2 protein-coding genes are annotated in these 2803 nt (G+C 75.8%); both read right to left on the bottom strand.

The window, feature by feature from the left end; translation table 11 throughout:
- On the bottom strand, window positions 1–2018 hold a 2018-nt coding region (locus tag ACYVJ4_RS16385), incomplete at its 3' end, for an ATP-dependent DNA helicase (protein ID WP_460461203.1).
- A gap of 45 nt (window positions 2019–2063) precedes the next feature.
- On the bottom strand, window positions 2064–2803 hold a 740-nt coding region (locus ACYVJ4_RS16380), incomplete at its 5' end, for a hypothetical protein (protein WP_460461202.1).

Below are 2803 nucleotides of genomic sequence, written 5' to 3'. Positions count from 1 at the left end.
GGCGGCGGCTCGGCCGCCGCGACCGGACCGCCCTCGCGCAGCGCCTCCGCCCGCAGCCCGGGCTCGTGCACCGGCCGCAGCTCGCCCGCCGTCGCGTCGAGGCGCCGCAGCGCGCCGAGCACCTTCTCCTTGTCGGCGGTCGGCCAGAACGGCGGGAGCGACGAGCGCAGGAACCCGCCGTAGCGCGCGGTCGCGAAGCGCGAGTCGAGCACCGCCACCACCCCGCGGTCGTCGGCGTGCCGCACCAGCCGTCCCGAGCCCTGCGCCAGCCGCAGGGCGGCGTACGTCGCGGCCACGGCCATGAAGCCGTTGCCCCCGGCGTCCGCCACCGCCTGCGCCCGGGCCGACATCAACGGGTCGTCCGGACGCGGGAACGGGATGCGGTCGATCACGACCAGGTGGCAGGCCGGGCCGGGGACGTCGACGCCCTGCCACAGCGACAAGGTGCCGAACAGGCACGTCCGGGCGTCGCGCGCGAAGGCGCGCACCAGGGTCGGCATCTGGTCGTCGCCCTGGCACAGCACCGGGACGTCGAGGCGTTCGCGCATCGCCTCGGCGGCGGCCTCGGCCGCCCGACGGGACGAGAACAGCCCGAGGGTGCGACCGCCGGCCGCCGTGATCAGCTCGGCCAGCTCGTCCATCGCGGCGTCCGAGGTGCCGTCGCGCCCAGGAGGCGGCAGGTGCTTGGCGCAGTAGAGGATCGCCTGCTTCGAGTAGTCGAACGGACTGCCCACGTCGATGCCCTGCCACGACGGGGCGTCCGGCCCCGACAGCCCGACCGACCTCGCCACCGCGTCGAACGTGCCGCCGAGCTCCAGCGTCGCCGACGTCAGCACGACGGTGCGCTCGGGGTAGAGCCGCTCACGCAGCAAGCCGGCGACGCCGATGGGCGCGACGTGCAGCACCGGGCCGCGCCGCGGGTCGTCCGACAGCCACGCCACGTCGTGCTCGGAGCCGTCGAGCAGCCGCTCGCTGACCTCGAACAGCTCGTCGACCTCGGCGCGAGCCACCTGCCGTGCGGCGTCGACCTCGGCACCCTTCTCGGGCTTCAGCTCGGTCTGGACGGCGCGGGCCTCGTCACGCACCACCACCAGCGCGGCCGCCACGGCCTCGGGCAGCGTCGTCAGCCGCCCGGCGGGCAGCAGCTCGAGCGCTCCGCGCAGCCCGTCGGCCGCCGTGCTCAGCGCGTCGACGTCCGCGAACCGGTGCGCCCGTCGCGCCGCCCGCTCCACCATCGGCGCGGTCAGCTCGTCGGTGATGGTGGAGGTGACGCGGTCGACCAGCTCGTGGCCCTCGTCGACGACCACCAGGTCGTGCTCGGGCAGGATCTGGCGGCCTTCGAACGCGTCGATGGCCAGCATCGAGTGGTTGGTGACGACGACGTCGGCCTCGCGGGCGGCGGCCCGCGCCTGCTCGACGAAGCACTCGTCGACCATCGGGCACTTGCCGCCCAGGCACTCGTGCGCCGACACCGACACCTGCCGCCAGGCGCGCTCGGACACGCCGGGCACCAGCTCGTCGCGGTCGCCCGACGCGGTCTCCTCGGCCCACTCGCGCAGCCGCACCACCTCGTCGCCGAGCCGGCTGACGTTGGCGGGCGGACCGAAGAGGGTGTCGTCCTCCTCCTCCGGGAAGCCGCCGACGAGCTTGTGCTGGCACAGGTAGTTGCGCCGTCCCTTGACCAGCCCGTACGTCGTCCGGCGGCCGAGCAGCGGGGCGAGCGCCTCGCTGACCCGCGGCAGGTCGCGGTCGACCACCTGCGCCTGCAGCGCGAGCGTCGCCGTCGCGACCACGACCGGCCGCCCGGTGCGCTGGGCGTGGGCGATCGCCGGCACCAGGTAGGCCACCGACTTGCCGGTGCCGGTGCCCGCCTGCACGAGCAGGTGCTCGCCCTGCTCGATCGCCGAGGTCACCGCCTCGGCCATCTGCACCTGGCCCGGTCGCTCGGTGCCGCCGACCCCCTGCACGGCCGCCTCGAGCAACGGCCCGAGGGCGGGGACGGAGGGGCGGTCAGGCACCCGTCGACCCTACTGGGACGACGGGTGCCGGCGTCCGCGCCGTCCTCAGGCGGTGGACGACGGGCTGGACGACGGCGCGTCGGCCAGCCCGGCCCGCAGCGCGGTCCGCAGCGCCGCCTGCGGCGGGGCGAGCGCGAAGGCGTGCACCAGGTCGTCCGGCGCGACGAACCAGACGTGCGTCATGTAGCCGCTGGTGCGGGCCGTGGTGCCGTCCGGGCAGCTGCTGGCGTCGTGCCCGTCGTCCGGCTCGACCTTCTGCCCGTCCGCCCCGACGCAGGTCGCGTGGAAGTGCCACCGCAGGTACGGCGCGTAGCTCGTGGGCGGCTGCTGCTTCTCGGCCGTGAACATGACGCCCTCGAGGGTGAGCGTGCCGTCCTTCGCGCGGTGGTAGATCAGCGTCTCGGGCGCCTGCGGGTCGACGAGCCGGCCGTCGGTGCGCGCCTTCTGCTGCGGGACGTGCAGCGCCCGGACGACGCCCAGGGGCTTGCCCGGGTGCTTGCGCTGCCAGCGGTGCAGCGCCTGGTCGACGTCGTAGCCGGCGCTCCAGGCGACGTCGGCGTCTCGGTAGCGCCGGGTGCTGGCCTCGAGGGTGGTCAGCAGGCCGCGTGCCGCCGAGATCTGGGCGGCGGTGGCGCCGGCGACGTCCGGCAGGTCGGCCATGTCGTGCCGCTCGCCGTTGCCGTGCGCCGTGCCGGTGTGGGCGTGCCCGGCCGCGTCGTCGTGCCCGGCCGCGTCGTCGTGCCCGGCAGCGTGCTCGTCGCCGGGCGCGTGCTCGCCCGGCGCGG

Source organism: Angustibacter peucedani (genome assembly GCF_054779595.1).
The sequence above is the reverse complement of the archived record's forward strand: the minus strand, read 5'-3'. Positions and strand labels throughout refer to the sequence as shown.